We start from the raw sequence: 16502 nt of genomic DNA on the forward strand, positions 1-16502 counted from the left end.
ATGTGGTCTCCCTTCAAATATGGGTTGTTGATTCAAGAACAATAAACTTTTGATCCTACCAGCGGTAGTGAGCAAATGCTTTGTTCGCCTCAGCCATTTTGTGAGTGTCTTCGCGTTTCTTAACTGCTGCTCCAGTGTTATTGGAAGCATCGATAATCTCAGCCGCCAGACGCTCTTCCATTGTTTTCTCACCGCGGTTGCGGGAGTAGTTAACCAACCAGCGCAATCCCAAGGATGTACGGCGTTCTGGTTTAACTTCGATAGGTACTTGATAGTTAGAACCACCTACACGGCGAGCTTTAACCTCAAGGACCGGCATAATATTTTTCAATGCTGCTTCAAACACTTCCATAGGCTCATTGCCTGTGCGCTCTTGAATGATATTGAATGAATCATACAAGATTGTTTGAGCAACACCACGTTTACCATCGATCATGATGCGGTTGATCAAACGAGTAACCAACTTGCTGTTGTATACCGGATCTGGCAACACGTCGCGCTTAGTAACAGGACCTTTACGTGGCATGTGTATCCCCCTTTCTCGTAAAGTCATGATATTCTCATGAACTAATTAACTTATTTTTTTGCTTTAGGACGCTTAGTACCGTATTTAGAACGAGCTTGCATACGGTTGTTAACACCTGCAGTATCCAATGCACCGCGAACGATGTGATAACGAACACCCGGAAGGTCCTTAACACGGCCACCACGAACAAGAACGACACTGTGCTCTTGCAAGTTGTGTCCGATACCACCGATATATGCAGTAACCTCTACGCGGTTCGTCAAACGAACACGAGCGTATTTACGAAGTGCGGAGTTTGGCTTCTTCGGAGTCATAGTACCCACACGAGTACAAACACCACGCTTCTGAGGAGCGCTGATATCCGTTTCCTCACGCTTCAAGGCATTGAAACCTTTTTGCAAAGCTGGGGATTTGGACTTCGTTACTTTAGCTTGACGGCCTTTACGAACTAGTTGGTTAATAGTTGGCATGTTGCCACCCCCTTCCCATGATATAAACACCTTTACAATTCGTTCATTCAAGCCCACAGATCCAGGTGGTTCATAAATGAACAAATGAAAAGTTTTTGCCTCGGAATCTGTTCCGTCATCCTTAACAAAAACATAGGTTCACTACTTTTTAATAACTGCTGCCATGGCAGCACCAACATCTATACCGCACGCCTTGCCTAGATCTAGCATAGTCTCGACTTCCGTCAATTTAACACCATGCTTGCTGCAAAGACTAGTTATCTTGGATATGAGTTTCTCATCAGCATCCAAGGCGATATAAACTTCGACGGCTTGGTTAGATTCAACCAGCTTAATCGTCTGTCTTGTCCCAATCTTAACCTTCAAGTCCTGTAGACTCTTATCATTAGACATTGTTGCTTAATCCTCCAAAAGCACAGGCAGTTGTCTCGGGCACACTCCGATATATTATCACTTCAGTAACTAGATGTCAACCGATTATTACTACATTTTTATAAAATGCATGTGTGAAGCCGTACAGTCCTGCTATAGACGGGACTGCACGGCTTCTATATGCCATGATTATTCGGCTGCACCTACACCTGCATGCTCAAGAGCCTCTTCCATTTGTTCGTTCAATGGATTGACTATTTTAACACTGCGGTAGCGGTTCATACCTGTACCAGCAGGAATCAGCTTACCGATAATAACATTTTCCTTCAGACCAAGCAGCTGATCGACTTTACCCTTGATAGCGGCATCTGTCAGGACACGAGTCGTCTCCTGGAAGGATGCAGCCGACAAGAAGGAATCTGTCTCAAGAGACGCCTTCGTGATACCGAGCAGGATCGGTTTTGCAACCGCTGGCTCTTTATCATTGAAGATCGCTTCTTTGTTCGCAGCTTCGTACTCGTGCATATCGACGAACGATCCTGGAAGAAGCGTTGTATCTCCAGCATCAATGATGCGGATTTTACGAAGCATCTGCTTAATCATAACCTCAACGTGCTTATCGTTGATCTCAACGCCCTGGTTACGATATACGCGTTGCACTTCTTGCAAGATATAGTTCTGTACGCCGCGAATACCTTTAATGCGCAGCATTTCTTTAGGGTCAATCGAGCCTTCCGTAATCTCGTCGCCCGCCTCAATCGTTTGACCTTCATGTACGCGAATACGTGAGCCATAGGTTACAGCATAGACTTTCGACTCTGCCTCACCTTGAACCTCAACTTCGCGACGATCTTTCGTTTCGCGGATTTCCTTGATTACGCCGTCAAGCTCGGAGATGATCGCTTGACCTTTCGGATTGCGCGCCTCGAAGAGCTCTTGGATACGCGGCAAACCTTGGGTAATATCGTCGCCCGCAACACCGCCGGTGTGGAACGTACGCATCGTGAGCTGCGTTCCTGGTTCACCGATCGATTGCGCGGCGATAATGCCGACTGCCTCACCGATCTCAACGAACTTGCCAGTTGCCAAGTTGCGTCCGTAACAGATCTTACATACGCCATGACGCGCACGGCAGCTAAGAACGGAGCGGATCTGGAGCGTTTTAATGCCGGCATCCACGATAGCGGAAGCCTTATCTGAATCAATCAGTTCATTGCGATTAACGATAATCTCGCCAGTCTCAGGATGTTTAATCGTCTGGAAGGAGTAGCGTCCTTCGATACGGTCATACAAGCCCTCGATAACTTCCTTACCGTCGGAAATGTTGCTGACTGTAAAGCCTTTGTCCGTTCCACAATCATCTTCACGGACGATTACGTCCTGCGCAACGTCAACGAGACGACGAGTCAAGTAACCCGAGTCTGCCGTACGAAGCGCTGTATCCGCCAAACCTTTACGAGCACCGTGAGTGGAGATAAAGTACTCCAAGACCGTCAGGCCTTCACGGAAGTTCGATTTAATTGGCAATTCGATGATTCGACCAGACGGGTTCGCCATGAGACCACGCATACCGCCCAGCTGAGTAATCTGTGATTTGTTACCCCGCGCCTTGGAATCCACCATAAGCATGATGGAATTGTAGCGATCCATCGATTTCATGAGGACCTTCGTGATGGAGTCCTTCGTTTCAGACCACACCTCGATAACACGGTCATAACGTTCATCATTCGTAATCAGACCACGACGATATTGGTTCGTGATCACGCGAACCTTCTCTTCGGATTGCTTCAGCAACTCAACCTTCTCTTGCGGTACGATAACGTCTGAAACCGCAATAGAGATCCCTGCACGAGTCGAATACGTGAAGCCAAGCTGCTTGATATCGTCCAAGATGACGGATGTCTTTGTTGTATGGAATACTTCAAAGCATCGAGCGATAATTTGACCCAAATAATCCTTGCCGACTGCTCCCGTTTCCGGAATGCTGTCCATGATCTCACGGATATTGGCGCCTTTATCATAGATAAAGTATATTTCAGGAGTTCCCTCGAACAAATTGCGCTTAGTTGGCTCATTGATGTAAGGGAAATCTTTAGGGAATATCTCGTTAAAGATGATTCGTCCAACTGTCGTTACAAGCAATGCATCCTGCTGTTTCTCGGTAAACGAAGTCTTGCCGAGGGCTTTAACAGGAATGACAACGCGAGCATGCAGCGATGCCACTTCACGCTGATAAGCAGACACAGCCTCGTTCATCGAAGTCAGCATCATGCCTGAGCCTTTGGCTTCCTTGTTGTCCATCGTCAAGAAGTATGATCCAAGAACCATATCCTGAGACGGTGTAACAACAGGCTTGCCATCTTTAGGGTTCAAGATGTTGCCGGAAGCCAGCATAAGCAAGCGCGCTTCTGATTGAGCTTCAGCAGACAATGGAACGTGAACCGCCATCTGGTCACCGTCGAAGTCAGCGTTGTACGCTGTACATACGAGCGGATGAAGCTTGATCGCGCGTCCTTCTACAAGGATCGGTTCAAACGCTTGAATACCAAGACGGTGAAGCGTAGGCGCGCGGTTCAGCAGAACTGGGTGTTCACGGATGACTTGCTCCAGAACGTCCCATACTTCAGGGCTGACACGTTCAACCTTGCGTTTCGCACTCTTGATGTTGTGAGCAAGACCTTTGTTAACGAGTTCCTTCATAACGAAAGGCTTAAACAACTCAAGCGCCATTTCTTTTGGCAGACCGCATTGATACATCTTCAGACTTGGACCTACTACGATAACGGAACGACCAGAATAGTCAACACGTTTACCGAGCAAGTTCTGACGGAAACGACCTTGTTTACCTTTGAGCATATGGCTCAAGGATTTCAAAGGACGGTTACCTGGACCTGTAACTGGACGACCGCGACGACCGTTGTCGATCAACGCGTCAACAGCTTCTTGAAGCATACGCTTCTCGTTCTGCACGATAATATCCGGAGCTCCGAGATCAAGCAAGCGCTTCAGTCGATTATTCCGGTTAATGACGCGGCGATACAGGTCGTTCAAGTCGGATGTAGCAAAGCGACCGCCGTCCAATTGTACCATCGGACGAAGTTCTGGCGGGATAACCGGAAGAACATCGAGAATCATCCATTCCGGCTCGTTGCCGGAGTTGCGGAATGCTTCGATAACTTCCAGACGCTTAATTGCACGGTTGCGGCGTTGGCCTTGAGCCGTGCGAAGCTCTTCCTTCAGCATCTCGAGTTCTTTGTCAACGTCGAGATCTTGAAGAAGTTTCTTCACTGCTTCAGCGCCCATTCCGGCTTGGAATGCAGGACCGTACTTCTCACGGTAGCTGCGGTACTCCTTCTCGGAGAGCAGTTGTTTCTTCTCAAGAGGTGTATCCTCTGGATCAGTAACAACATATGAAGCAAAGTAAATGATCTCTTCAAGCGAACGCGGTGACATGTCGAGTGCCAGACCCATACGGCTTGGAATACCTTTGAAATACCAGATGTGGGATACAGGAGCTGCGAGCTCAATATGTCCCATACGCTCACGACGAACCTTTTGACGTGTTACTTCAACACCGCATCGATCACAAACTACGCCTTTATAGCGAACACGTTTGTACTTACCGCAGTGACATTCCCAGTCTTTTGTCGGTCCGAAAATCTTCTCGCAGAACAAGCCCTCTTTCTCTGGCTTAAGCGTACGATAGTTAATCGTTTCTGGTTTCTTGACTTCGCCTCGGGACCATGATCGAATCTTCTCGGGAGAGGCGAGTCCGATCTTCATATATTCAAAATTGTTGACGTCCATCTAGGAGCGACCCTCCTTAATCTGTACTTGAGATCACCATTCTACCTACCTGGAGAGGCAGCGAACGGCCTAGTGAACTTAGGTCACAAAGTAAGAGATTAGGCAGACCGCCGAAGCTGTCTGCCGATCTCATCCAAATCTTATGGTTACTCCATCGCGAAATCGTCGTTTAAGCCGAACATCGGCTTGTCTTGAGACGTATCATCATCCTCGTCAGATTCGCGCATTTCGATTTCATTTTCATTCTCGTTCAAGATCTTGACATCCATACCTAAGCTTTGCAGCTCTTTAATCAATACTTTGAACGATTCTGGAACACCTGGTTCTGGTACATTCTCACCTTTAACAATCGACTCATAAGTCTTCACGCGGCCGACGACATCATCGGACTTGACTGTAAGAATCTCTTGCAAGGTGTAGGCAGCACCGTAAGCTTCAAGCGCCCATACCTCCATCTCACCGAAACGCTGTCCACCGAACTGCGCTTTACCGCCGAGAGGCTGCTGCGTAACGAGAGAGTAAGGACCTGTGGAACGAGCATGAATCTTATCATCGACCATGTGTGCGAGTTTGATCATGTACATGACGCCAACTGTTACTTCACGTTCGAAGGATTCACCGGTACGACCGTCATAAAGCTTAGTCTTACCGTTACGCTGCATTCCTGCTTCTTCCATCGTATCGAATACGTCGTACTCGGTCGCTCCGTCGAATACCGGAGTCGCCATATGCATACCGAGGTAACGAGCGGCCATACCCAAGTGAACCTCGAGCACCTGACCGATATTCATACGAGATGGTACACCCAGCGGGTTCAATACAACTTGAACCGGCGTGCCGTCCGGCAAGAACGGCATATCTTCTTCCGGCAAGATACGTGCGATGACACCCTTGTTACCGTGGCGTCCCGCCATCTTATCGCCTTCGGATATTTTACGCTTCTGAGCAATGTATGCGCGCACGAGTTGGTTAACACCCGGAGGCAATTCATCGCCATTCTCGCGAGTAAACACTTTAACGTCTACGACGATACCGTCAGTACCGTGAGGCACACGCAGGGAAGTGTCGCGCACTTCGCGTGCTTTCTCACCGAAGATCGCATGCAAGAGACGCTCTTCTGCAGTCAGCTCTGTAACACCCTTAGGCGTTACTTTACCTACCAGAATATCGCCTGCTTTGATCTCAGCACCGACACGAATGATACCGCGCTCGTCGAGATTCTTCAGCGCTTCTTCACCTACGTTAGGAATATCGCGTGTAATCTCTTCTGGACCGAGCTTCGTATCACGAGCTTCGGATTCATACTCCTCGATGTGAATCGATGTGTACACATCTTCCTTCACAAGCTTCTCGGAGAGAAGAATCGCATCCTCGTAGTTATAGCCTTCCCATGTCATGAACGCGACGACCACGTTGCGTCCAAGAGCGATCTCGCCCACTTCAGTGGATGGACCGTCTGCCAGAATATCGCCAACCTTGACGACATCGCCCTTGTGAGCGAGCGGACGTTGGTTAATGCAAGTACCTTGGTTAGAACGCATAAACTTCTGCAGCTTATGCTTAACCAAGTCGCCTCTAACCTCTTTGCCATCAATTACCTCGATGCGACGAACTTGAATTTCATTAGCGCTGACGCGTTCGACGATACCGTTGATCTTCGAAACGACACATACGCCTGAGTCTTTTGCGGACTTGTGTTCCATACCTGTACCGACAAACGGAGCCTGTGGAATCAAGAGCGGCACCGCTTGCCGTTGCATGTTGGATCCCATGAGCGCACGGTTGGAGTCATCGTTCTCAAGGAACGGAATGAGCGCCGTCGCTACGGAAACAACCTGCTTCGGAGAAACGTCCATGTAGTCAACGCGGTCTGTCGGCATCGTTAAGATGTTGTCAGACTGCTTATTGTAACGAACAATCACTGTATCATCACGGAACGTTCCGTCTTCATTAAGCGGAGCGTTCGCTTGAGCTACAACGTAGTTATCTTCTTCATCAGCCGTCATATAGTCGATTTGATCCGTAACCATACCAGTCTTAGGATCTATCCAACGATATGGTGCTTCGATGAAGCCATACTCGTTTACACGAGCAAATGTCGACAAGGAGTTGATCAAACCAATGTTTGGTCCCTCTGGCGTCTCAATTGGACACATCCGACCATAGTGGGAATTATGGACGTCACGGACTTCGAAGCCCGCGCGCTCACGTGTCAAACCACCAGGACCGAGTGCCGATAGACGACGCTTATGCGTCAATTCAGCAAGCGGGTTCGTCTGGTCCATAAATTGCGACAACTGGGAGCTTCCGAAGAACTCCTTGATGCTCGCAATAACCGGACGTATATTGATAAGCGCCTGCGGCGTGATCACATTCGCATCTTGAATCGACATACGCTCACGAACAACACGCTCCATACGGGATAAACCAATACGGAACTGGTTCTGCAGCAGCTCACCTACAGAGCGCAGACGACGGTTGCCGAGATGGTCAATGTCATCCGTGCTGCCGATGCCATGAAGCAGATCCATGAAGTAGTTGATCGACGAGATAATATCAGCCGGTGTGATATGTTTAACGGACTTATCAATTAAGCCGTTGGCAATAACTTTCACGACTTTACCGTCTTCGAGCGGAGAGAATACACTAATGCATTGAAGCGGAATATCTTCCGATTCCAGCACGCCGCCAGCTACTTGATACGTCTTGAAGCCAACATTGGTCTCAAGGCGCGGAAGAATCTCATCCAGAAGACGACGGTCGATCATCTGACCGCTCTCCGCGATAATTTCTCCAGTATCCGGATCGACGAGTGTCTCTGCCAAGCGTTGATTGAAGAGACGGTTCTTGATGTGAAGCTTCTTGTTGATCTTATAGCGACCAACATTCGCCAAGTCGTAACGCTTCGGATCAAAGAAGCGCGCAACTAGCAAGCTCTTAGCATTGTCCAAGGTAGGCGGTTCACCTGGACGAAGTCGCTCATAAATCTCGATGAGCGCTTTCTCCGTAGAATCCGTGTTGTCCTTGTCCAGCGTATTGCGGATATATTCGTCCTGCCCCAGCAGGTCGAGAATCTGTTCGTCTGTGCCAAATCCAAGCGCACGAAGCAATACCGTTACCGGAATCTTACGAGTGCGATCAATGCGGACATAGACAATGTCTTTCGCATCAGTCTCCAACTCGAGCCATGCACCACGATTCGGAATCACTGTAGCCGTGAAATTCTTCTTCCCGTTCTTATCCACTTTAGTGCTGAAATAGACACTAGGAGAGCGAACTAACTGGCTGACAATGACACGTTCTGCGCCGTTGATAATGAAAGTGCCTGTTTCCGTCATGAGCGGGAAATCACCCATGAATACTTCTTGCTCCTTCACCTCACCGGTTTCTTTGTTGAGAAGGCGCACCTTCACACGGAGTGGTGCTGCATATGTTACATCACGTTCTTTAGATTCATCGACCGAATACTTCGGCTCACCCAAGCTATAATCGATAAATTCCAGAACTAGATTGCCTGTGAAATCCTGAATCGGAGATATGTCTTGAAACATCTCTCGCAATCCTTCATCCAAAAACCATTGGTACGATTTCTGTTGGATTTCAATCAAGTTCGGAACTTCGAGAACCTCTTTGATGCGCGCATAACTGCGCCGAGTGCGTCGTCCATATTGAACAAGATGTCCTGCCAACTTTAACTCACCCCTCATGTCTACTAAAAAATGGATTGCGAATCCTTTTCGATATCCTTTATAATAAAGTCCACGAAAGAGACTCATAAACGTAATAAAATGGAAAAAGCGAGACAAAAAGAAAACGCACGCTCACGACTATAACGCCAATGGCTGGAAACGCCGTTTAAACGAGCTACCGTGTTCGTGTTGTCACGCATCCTCATATCCGATAGACTTACCCAAAATGTAAGCATTATACGTTATTTCGGTAAATTGTATGCAACCTTTTCAAAAAAAGGCTTGACAATTTACGAAATTGAGACATGAAGTCCATCCTAATACTGACATTATATAATAATAACACATTTAGCATTCGCAGTCAACTTTTAATTCCATATTTTCATACGCTTGCTAACATGTATTAATTACCATCTACTCTGCTTTTATAGCTCTGATAATGCGATACCCTTTGTCCTTCGTAACCTCTTCAACCGCATCTTCTCCAAATAGCAGCTGCAGCTTCGCAAGCGCAGATGGCGCGCCTTGCTTCTTCTGGATCACGATCCACAGGCTGCCGCCTGGGTTCAGATGATGATACGATTGCTCAAATATCCGATGCACTACTTCCTTACCTGCACGGATCGGAGGATTAGTAAGGATAACATCGAAAGTCCGCTCTCCGATCGAAGACAAACCGTCGCTCTCTTCAATCGTAACATTGGAGATCGAGTTCAGAACCGCATTTTCCGCAGCTAACGCAAGCGCACGTTCATTGACATCCACCATAGTGACGTGGCCAGATGCCGCAAGCTTTGCAGCAGTCAGTCCGATCGGGCCGTACCCACAGCCTACATCCAATATGGCCGCATCCTCAGGTATTACCATCGCATCTATCAACACACGGCTTCCATAGTCTATCCCGTCTTTCGAGAATACACCAGCATCCGATATGAAGCACAAACGGAATTGACGCAGTGTGAACTGAAATTCTTTGCGTTGGTGAGCAGTCTCTTGATGTTTACTGTAGTAGTGGGCCATGGCCATCCCCTTCTATCTGCATATCCTATTTCGTTGTCTAGGATGCGTCACATTAGTCCCACACAACATTTGTACACGTCGTATCCTAGACAACGAACCCCTTGAAGAAGCTTCAAGGGGTTCGTATTACGCTAAGCAAAAATTACTTAACTTCTACAGATGCGCCAGCTTCTTCAAGCTTAGCTTTGATAGCTTCTGCATCTTCTTTGCTTACTTTTTCTTTGATTGCTTTAGGAGCGTTGTCAACTACTTCTTTAGCTTCTTTCAAGCCAAGACCAGTGATTTCGCGAACTACTTTGATAACGTTGATCTTGCCAGCGCCAGCGCTAGTCAAGATTACGTCGAATTCTGTTTGCTCAGCTGCAGCTTCTGCTGCGCCGCCAGCAACCATTGCTACTGGAGCAGCTGCTGTTACACCGAATTCTTCTTCGATTGCTTTAACAAGGTCGTTCAGTTCCAATACGGACATGCCTTTGATGGCTTCCAAGATTTGCTCTTTGCTCATTTAGGATACCCTCCATATGCTTAATAAGTTTATACTGCTAACAAACTCCGACGGAATTCGTTTCTTACGCTTCTGCTTCTTGCTTCTCTGCAACTGCTTTGACTGCCAATGCAAAGTTGCGAACAGGTGCTTGGAGCACGCTGAGCAACATGGACAGCAAACCTTCGCGGTTTGGCAATGCTGCAAGAGCTTTGATTTGTTCTACGTCAACGACGCGGCCTTCTACAACTCCGCCTTTGATTTCAAGGGCTTCGTTCTTCTTTGCGAAATCACTAAGGATTTTCGCAGGAGCAACTACATCTTCACGGCTGAACGCGATTGCCGTAGGACCTGTCAATACTTCGTTGAGTTCAGACAACTCTGCTTCATTCGTAGCACGGCGAACCAATGTATTTTTCAATACTTGGAATTCAACGCCAGCTTCACGAAGTTGCTTACGAAGTTCAGTCACTTGGGTAACGTTCAATCCGCGGTAGTCGGCAACAACCGTTGTTACACTGCCACGAAATTTCTCAGCGATATCTGTAACTGCTTGCTGTTTCGCTTCGATGATTTTTGCGTTTGCCACTCGATCCACCTCCTACTAGATTCGTAATAAACCGCATCCGTCCGATGTTTAGACCCTACTCGAGAATATGAAAAGCCTCTGCATTGTTCCACAGAGGCATCACGATGTGAATGGCGGGCTGCTCATGTTTCCATGAAGCCAGCCATCGCACTCATTCTATTCGATCACCTCGGTAGGAGATTAAGCCTTTCGGCACCTACTGTCTACGGTACGTTTATTCAATGTTAATGACGGTGTTAACTACAACCCTGATAGAATAACATGTTGCGTCGAACGATGTCAACACTAACCGTTAATTACCATCTGGGAACGCTGCTATCTTAGCGATATTGAGCTACGTCAACGCGCGCCGCAGGTCCCATCGTGGAAGAAACCGCGATGTTCTTCATGTATACGCCTTTAGCCGCTGCCGGCTTCGCACGGTTCAATGCGTCGATCAATGCTTTCATGTTGTCGTTCAACTTGTCAGCATCGAAGGATACTTTACCGATTGGCGCATGAATTTGGCCTGCTTTGTCTAGACGGTATTCGATCTTACCAGCTTTGATCTCGCCGATCGCTTTAGTAACGTCGAATGTAACCGTACCAGCTTTAGGGTTAGGCATGAGACCTTTACCACCAAGGATACGTCCCAATTTACCTACTTCACTCATCATGTCAGGTGTTGCCACGCAGACATCAAAGTCGAACCAGCCTTGTTGGATCTTGTTGATCATATCTTGATCGCCAACGAAGTCCGCACCAGCTGCTTCAGCTTCTTTAGCTTTTTCGCCTTTAGCGAATACCAGAACGCGCTTTGTTTTACCTGTGCCGTGAGGCAGGACAACAACGCCACGAACGTTTTGGTCTTGTTTACGAGGGTCTACACCCAAACGAACAGCAACTTCAACTGTTTCGTCAAATTTAGCGCTTGCTGCTTTCTTAACCAACTCGATAGCTTCGAGCGGTTGGTAAGTTGCTTCAAGATCGAACAACTTCGCAGCTTCAACGTATTTCTTGCCACGTTTTGCCATGAATTTTCCTCCTCTGTGGTATTAGCGGTATAACCTCCCACATTTGTGAAAGAAGACGAATTAGTCTTCTACTTTGATACCCATACTGCGAGCAGTACCTTCAACCATACGCATAGCCGCTTCAACGGATGCTGCGTTCAGGTCAACCATTTTTTGTTCAGCGATGGAACGAACTGCGTCACGCTTAACAGTCGCAACTTTCTTCTTGTTCGGTTCGCCGGAACCTTTTTCAACTTTAGCTGCTACTTTCAACAAAACTGCCGCTGGCGGAGTTTTCGTAACGAACGTAAAGGAACGGTCTTCGAATACGGAAATCTCAACAGGAATAATAAGTCCTACTTGATCAGCCGTTCTCGCGTTAAATTCCTTAGTGAACGCCATGATATTAACGCCTGCTTGACCCAACGCTGGACCAACCGGTGGTGCCGGATTAGCCTTTCCTGCAGGGATCTGCAATTTGACAACTTTAATAACCTTTTTTGCCATGAGTTACACCTCCTTGCGCTAATATGTGAGCCAGTATCCTGTCTCACAATGAAACCTATAAAGATCTATTAAATCTTCTCCACCTGGTCGTAATCCAACTCAAGCGGGGTTTCGCGACCAAACATGTTAACATGAACCTTAAGCTTGAACTTGTCCGCAACGATCTCTTCGACCGATCCTACAAAGTTCGCGAAAGGTCCTACCTTGATGCGCACTGATTCTTTCAGTTCGAATTCCACCGCTGGCTTAGGCTCTTCCATACCCATCGTCTTCAGAATCTGTTCTACTTCTTCCGGCAACAATGCAGTAGGCTTCGAACCAGAACCTGTGGAACCGACGAATCCCGTAACGCCCGGCGTATTGCGGACGACATACCAAGACTCATCCGTTTGGATCATTTCAACAAGTACATAACCCGGGTAAACTTTTCTCATGACGGTTTTCTTCTTGCCGTCTTTGTTTACAATCTCTTCTTCCATCGGAACAAGAACGCGGAATATCTTGTCTTCCATGCCCATGGATTCGACGCGCTTTTCCAAATTGGCTTTAACCTTGTTTTCATACCCTGAATAGGTATGAACAACATACCATCTCTTTTCCATACTCAAGCCACCTTGGGACCTTATTTGATAATCGCTTCGACGATCGTAGATATCCCGATGTCCAGCACCCAAAAATAAAGCGTCACAAAAATGACCGTGGATAATACAACGATCGTGTAGCTTGTCAACTCTTTACGATTGGGCCAGCGAACCTTTTTCAATTCGCCCCAGCTGTCGGCAAAGAAGGAAAACATCGAACCGAAACTGCGTTTCACATTCGCTAAAAAAGCCACGGACTACACCTCCACCAAACTTATCTCGTTTCGCGATGAGAAGTATGCTCGTTGCAGAATCTGCAGAATTTCTTTAACTCAATCCGATCCGGATGATTACGCTTGTTCTTCGTTGTCGTATAGTTGCGTTGCTTGCAATTCGTACAAGCCATCGTAACGATTACGCGCATGTCGTACACCTCCTGAAGACGCCTTAATTTGATAAGAAGCATCGGAATACTTCCTAAAAACGTACGCATATTTAGGGCTACCCAATACACTTTATCACAGTGGATATTTGATGTCAATTAAAAGATATTGACGCCGTGAAGGTTCACGCCATACACTCTATCACATACGACAGCCGGTTGACAAAGGAAATGTTCGCTAAATCACCTAATAGCAGTATAGATCAATCCTTCTTTAGTTAAACATAATAGAAGGTACACATTGCGCGATAGCTTCCACTCTACTATTATCAAAAAACCGCAACCGCACGCGCAAGCGTCCGATTACGGTTAGACGAATCAATCTTTAAAGCTATGCCTGATGTCCGCTATCACGGTCTTCCAGATAATTCTCCAGCTTGCGCTTTACACGCTGCAGCGCATTATCAATAGACTTTACATGGCGATCCAAGTCCACTGCAATCTCCTGATAGGAACGTCCGTCCAAATAGAGCATCAACACTTTTCGTTCCAATTCACTTAGAATCTCAGACATCTTGTCTTCGAGTCCTGTGAATTCTTCTTGGTTGATAATGAGTTCTTCGGGATCGGATACGCGAGAGCCTCCTATAACATCCAGCAAAGTGCGGTCGGATTCTTCATCATAGATCGGCTTGTCCAATGATACGTAGGAGTTCAGAGGAATATGTTTCTGGCGAGTAGCGGTCTTAATCGCAGTAATAATCTGGCGTGTAATGCACAGCTCGGCAAACGCTTTGAAAGATGCGAGCTTGTCTCCCTTAAAGTCACGAATGGCCTTGTACAACCCGATCATACCTTCTTGAACGATATCCTCTCGATCAGCGCCGATCAGAAAGTATGAGCGTGCTTTAGCTCGGACGAAGTTGCGATACTTATTGATCAAATATTCCAATGCATCGCCATCACCATCGCGGACCGCTTCAACAAGCTGCTCGTCGTTAAACCTTTCATATGGGAACGTGCCTATTTCTTCGAGGTCCACAATCACTAGCAATCCCTCCGGCCTGCAACGCTTTCCTTCCGTTACACGTATATTACACACAATAATAGATTCAGTATATATGAAGTATTCTGACATCGTCAACCGCGGGAATGCTTGATATTACGGGAAAAGTGGCACTTTAGCTTCCTCCAGCAACAATAACGTTACACGAAAGACTATATAATTACGGAAAAATGTGTCAGTTATTTGGGCGATGAATCATCTATTTCTCCCCTGCGCAGACGCTCCAGACGAAGCATGACATCAAGGCTTAACTTCCCCTCGATAGGATTACGTTTAATTGGGAGAATCTGTTGTTCCTTGATCTTTTCCTTCACTTCGTGCTTCGCCTGAACGATTATGAGCCGCAGTTCACTTGCTGAAATACGAAGCGCGCCTTGAGCGAATACTACGTTCTGTTCTGTCATATCCGATGTAGCCACGTAGATTTGCCTTCGCCGCTGCTTCATTTCTCGAGCTAAACGCTCGATGCATTCATCTGCAGTCTCCTTTTCCTTCGTAAAGGTGACAGTCACATCACCCGACTTATAGGTCATTCCAAGACCTGGAACTCGATACGCGTCAAATACGACGATGACCCTGCGCCCAGAATAAGCTTGATAATCAGCGAGCATGTCCAACAGTTTATCGCGCGCGGCCTCGAACTGCTTGTCCGATAACGGCTTCAGTTCGGGCCACGCTCCTATCATGTTGTACCCGTCTACCAGCAGAACATCCCGCCAGTCCGTTTGCGGCTTCATAGGCGTCAGCCGCGACGCCGGCGAACAACCTCATACATGAATATCCCTGCAGCCACCGACGCGTTTAATGAGTTAATTTGACCTGCCATAGGCAGCTTCAGCAAGACATCGCATGACTCGCGAATAAGTCGGCCCATACCTTTACCTTCATTTCCAATTACAAGTGCAACCGGAGCATCGAACACATTCGTATTGTATATATCTTCAGTCGCACTCACATCTGTACCTACAATCCATACACCGCGCTCTTTTAATTCTTCAATCGTCTGTGCCAGATTCGTCACCCGAGCGACTGGAACATATTCAACAGCGCCAGCAGAAATCTTAGATACTGTAGCTGTTAGACCTACGGAACGGCGCTTCGGAATGACGATGCCGTGCACGCCTGTGCAGTCAGCTGTTCGCAGGATGGAGCCCAGATTGTGCGGATCTTCAATCTCGTCGAGCAGAAGCAGAAACGGCTTCTCTCCTCGCGCTTCCGCGCGCGCCAGAATATCATCCACTTCCGCATAGTCATAAGCGGAAACTTGCGCTACAACTCCTTGATGCTGAACGCCTTCAGCCATCTGATCCAGCTTACGCTTGTCCGCCGCCTGGACAATAATTCCCGCCTTCTTCGCTTCAGCGATGATGGGTTGTGTTAGATGCTTCTGCGCCTGCTCGGCGATCCAGATCTTATTAATGGTACGGCCAGAACGAAGCGCCTCCATGACGGAGTGCTTTCCAGCAATTATTTCTTCTGTTGTACTCAAGTTATACCCTCCTTCAAGTGTTTATCGGCCAACTCCAATTAGCCTACCTATTCGCTTGGCTCAATCGGCTTGTCCAACATGGCATAGACGAGCTCGCGCAAGCGTTCGATACGTTTCTCATAATATAAATACCCAAACAGCGCTTCAAGCGCTGTGGCCTGACGATATTCATTCACATTCGCGCTCTTCGGCACGGTAGACTTCGCGTTCCGGCCATGCCGTACAACGTCCGCTTCCTCTTCGCTCAAGAGCGGCGTCAGCTTGAATAGAAATGCAGCCTGTGCCTTAGCCGATACATATTTAATGGATTCCTTATGCATATGATGCGGACGATGATTGGGCTGCGATATGACATACTGTCGGATCGCCATCTCATACACAGCGTCTCCGATATAGGCCAATACGATTGGGCTCAATTGCTTCGCCCCTTTGGCAGGGGCGAAGTCAAACAACCAATCGGCTTCATGATCTAACGACATTTCCATTGATTCATTCATGCGTGCTCCACTTTCACTCCCCTCATTGCTT

General features: G+C 47.4%; 17 protein-coding genes and 1 other annotated feature. All 17 genes read right to left on the minus strand.

The window, feature by feature from the left end:
- Window positions 1-55 precede the first annotated feature (55 nt).
- Window positions 56-526, minus strand: a complete 471-nt coding sequence (gene rpsG, locus AC3WTP_RS21360) for a 30S ribosomal protein S7 (RefSeq protein ID WP_492396648.1) — start codon at window positions 524-526, stop codon at window positions 56-58.
- A 50-nt stretch (window positions 527-576) separates the two neighbouring features.
- Window positions 577-996 (minus strand): 30S ribosomal protein S12, encoded by a 420-nt coding sequence (rpsL, locus tag AC3WTP_RS21365; RefSeq protein ID WP_458570859.1) that lies wholly within the window; start codon window positions 994-996, stop codon window positions 577-579.
- 141 nt (window positions 997-1137) lie between these two features.
- Window positions 1138-1389, minus strand: coding sequence for a ribosomal L7Ae/L30e/S12e/Gadd45 family protein (locus AC3WTP_RS21370; RefSeq protein WP_492396649.1), 252 nt, complete (start codon window positions 1387-1389; stop codon window positions 1138-1140).
- Window positions 1390-1557: 168 nt separating this feature from the next.
- Complete coding sequence (rpoC, locus tag AC3WTP_RS21375) at window positions 1558-5175, minus strand: DNA-directed RNA polymerase subunit beta' (RefSeq protein ID WP_492396650.1); 3618 nt, start codon at window positions 5173-5175, stop codon at window positions 1558-1560.
- A gap of 146 nt (window positions 5176-5321) precedes the next feature.
- Window positions 5322-8882 (minus strand): DNA-directed RNA polymerase subunit beta, encoded by a 3561-nt coding sequence (gene rpoB, locus AC3WTP_RS21380; protein ID WP_492396651.1) that lies wholly within the window; start codon window positions 8880-8882, stop codon window positions 5322-5324.
- A 396-nt stretch (window positions 8883-9278) separates the two neighbouring features.
- The gene (locus tag AC3WTP_RS21385) at window positions 9279-9890 is read right to left on the minus strand and encodes a class I SAM-dependent methyltransferase (protein WP_492396652.1); all 612 of its coding nucleotides are present in this window, start codon (window positions 9888-9890) and stop codon (window positions 9279-9281) included.
- 136 nt (window positions 9891-10026) lie between these two features.
- Window positions 10027-10389, minus strand: a complete 363-nt coding sequence (gene rplL / locus AC3WTP_RS21390; RefSeq protein ID WP_492396653.1) for a 50S ribosomal protein L7/L12 — start codon at window positions 10387-10389, stop codon at window positions 10027-10029.
- A 64-nt stretch (window positions 10390-10453) separates the two neighbouring features.
- Window positions 10454-10957 (minus strand): 50S ribosomal protein L10, encoded by a 504-nt coding sequence (gene rplJ, locus AC3WTP_RS21395; RefSeq protein WP_492396654.1) that lies wholly within the window; start codon window positions 10955-10957, stop codon window positions 10454-10456.
- A gap of 59 nt (window positions 10958-11016) precedes the next feature.
- Window positions 11017-11184, minus strand: a sequence feature (ribosomal protein L10 leader region).
- A gap of 93 nt (window positions 11185-11277) precedes the next feature.
- Window positions 11278-11970 carry a 50S ribosomal protein L1 gene (gene rplA, locus AC3WTP_RS21400; protein WP_492396655.1) on the minus strand — a complete coding sequence of 231 codons (693 nt, stop codon included), beginning with the start codon at window positions 11968-11970 and terminating at the stop codon, window positions 11278-11280.
- A gap of 60 nt (window positions 11971-12030) precedes the next feature.
- Window positions 12031-12456, minus strand: a complete 426-nt coding sequence (gene rplK, locus AC3WTP_RS21405) for a 50S ribosomal protein L11 (RefSeq protein WP_492396656.1) — start codon at window positions 12454-12456, stop codon at window positions 12031-12033.
- A gap of 68 nt (window positions 12457-12524) precedes the next feature.
- The gene (nusG, locus tag AC3WTP_RS21410) at window positions 12525-13058 is read right to left on the minus strand and encodes a transcription termination/antitermination protein NusG (RefSeq protein ID WP_492396657.1); all 534 of its coding nucleotides are present in this window, start codon (window positions 13056-13058) and stop codon (window positions 12525-12527) included.
- A gap of 20 nt (window positions 13059-13078) precedes the next feature.
- Window positions 13079-13273, minus strand: a complete 195-nt coding sequence (gene secE / locus AC3WTP_RS21415) for a preprotein translocase subunit SecE (protein ID WP_458570902.1) — start codon at window positions 13271-13273, stop codon at window positions 13079-13081.
- 38 nt (window positions 13274-13311) lie between these two features.
- Entirely contained in the window at window positions 13312-13461 is a 150-nt protein-coding gene (gene rpmG / locus AC3WTP_RS21420) for a 50S ribosomal protein L33 (RefSeq protein ID WP_458570850.1), read from the minus strand.
- Between the two features lie 349 nt (window positions 13462-13810).
- The gene (sigH, locus tag AC3WTP_RS21425; protein ID WP_492396658.1) at window positions 13811-14467 is read right to left on the minus strand and encodes an RNA polymerase sporulation sigma factor SigH; all 657 of its coding nucleotides are present in this window, start codon (window positions 14465-14467) and stop codon (window positions 13811-13813) included.
- A 197-nt stretch (window positions 14468-14664) separates the two neighbouring features.
- On the minus strand, window positions 14665-15222 hold the full coding sequence (locus AC3WTP_RS21430; protein WP_492396659.1) for an NYN domain-containing protein: 558 nt from the start codon (window positions 15220-15222) through the stop codon (window positions 14665-14667).
- Window positions 15223-15227: 5 nt separating this feature from the next.
- Entirely contained in the window at window positions 15228-15974 is a 747-nt protein-coding gene (gene rlmB, locus AC3WTP_RS21435; protein ID WP_492396660.1) for a 23S rRNA (guanosine(2251)-2'-O)-methyltransferase RlmB, read from the minus strand.
- A gap of 47 nt (window positions 15975-16021) precedes the next feature.
- Entirely contained in the window at window positions 16022-16471 is a 450-nt protein-coding gene (locus tag AC3WTP_RS21440) for a Mini-ribonuclease 3 (RefSeq protein ID WP_492396661.1), read from the minus strand.
- Window positions 16472-16502 lie beyond the last annotated feature (31 nt).

This window comes from Paenibacillus sp. EB106-04-04-XG159 (assembly GCF_058791835.1).